This window comes from Streptomyces sp. NPDC001514 (genome assembly GCF_053597075.1).
Map to the genome: position 1 here is coordinate 1 of NZ_JBSFHO010000089.1, position 1423 is coordinate 1423.

Here is a 1423-nt window from a genome sequence, read left to right on the forward strand (position 1 = left end):
CTAGTGTCATGCGCCTGAAATCCGGAGCGTTATTTCTTCCTGGTTGTGTCGGTGGTGGACCTGATCTTGGTGAGGTAGTCGGCGAGGGAGTTGAGGATCTCGTCGGCGGTCTTGGTCCAGGTGAACGGCCTGGGGTTTTCGTTCCAGGTGGCGATCCAGTTCTTGATGTCGGCTTCCAGGGCCTTGATGGAGGTGTGGACGCCACGGCGGATGAGTTTGTCGGTCAGCAGGCCGAACCAGCGCTCGACCTGGTTGATCCAGGAGGATCCGGTCGGCGTGAAGTGCACGTGGAAGCGGGGGTGCTTGGCCAGCCACGTCTTGATCTCGGTGGTGTTGTGGGTGGCGTAGTTGTCGCACACCAGATGCACATCCAGCTCGCGGGGCACGGCTTTGTCTATCGTGATCAGGAACTTCCTGAACTCGATGGCCCGGTGACGGCGGTGGAGTTCGCCAATAACAGTGCCGTCGGCGATGTTGAAGGCGGCGAACAGACTGGTGATGCCGTGCCGGAAATAGTCGTGAGTACGACGCTCGGGCATGCCCGGCATCATCGGCAGCACCGGCTGCGAGCGGTCCAGAGCCTGGATCTGGCTCTTCTCGTCCACGCACAGCACGACCGCCCGCTCCGGCGGATTGTGATAGAGGCCGACGACGTCGACGACCTTCTCCACGAACTGCGGATCGGTGGAAAGCTTGAAGGAGTCCTGCAGGTGCGGCTTGAGATCGAACCTCTTCCAGATCCGCCCGATGGTCGACTTCGACAGCCCCGTATGAGCGGCCATCGACGCTCGCGACCAGTGCGTGTCCTTGCCCGGCGTGGACTCCAAGGTCGCCACGATCACGTCTTCGACCTGGTCGAGCAGAATCGACGGCGGCCGGCCCGGCCGGGGCTCGTCATGCAGACCGTCGAGGCGTTCGGCGATGAACCTCGCCCGCCAGCGGTCCACGGTCGAGGCATCGACACCGAGATCGGCCGCGGCCTGCCTGTTCGTCCCGCCCTCCGCGCAACGCAGCACAATCCTCGCGCGCAGCGCCAGAAACTGCGCGGTCTTCGCGCGCCTGGCCCACCGGGTCAGCTGGGCCCGCTCGGCCTCGCTCAGAACCAGGTCGGCCTTCGGCCGGCCAATGCGGGCATCGTCCTCAAGCCCGGCCATCCGCTCTGCGGAGAACCTCCGGCGCCACTTGGCCACCGTCTTGACGGCGACGCCAACAGCCCGCGCGGCACCCGCATTCGACATGCCATCCGCGCACGCCAGGACGATCCGGGCCCGCTCGGCTGTGCGCCGGTCCGGTAATCCCGCCCGGCGCACGAGCTCGGCACGCTCGTCCTCGGACAGCACGATCTCCACAGCAGAAGGTCCCGGATGCGACATGCCAACAAGGTACTGACTAACACTCAGGATTTCAGGCGCATGACACTAGG

General features: G+C 64.9%; 1 protein-coding gene. It reads right to left on the minus strand.

The window, feature by feature from the left end; genetic code table 11:
- Positions 1-29: 29 nt before the first annotated feature.
- Positions 30-1349 (minus strand): IS630 family transposase, encoded by a 1320-nt coding sequence (locus tag ACWCXB_RS36555; RefSeq protein ID WP_450728812.1) that lies wholly within the window; start codon positions 1347-1349, stop codon positions 30-32.
- Positions 1350-1423 lie beyond the last annotated feature (74 nt).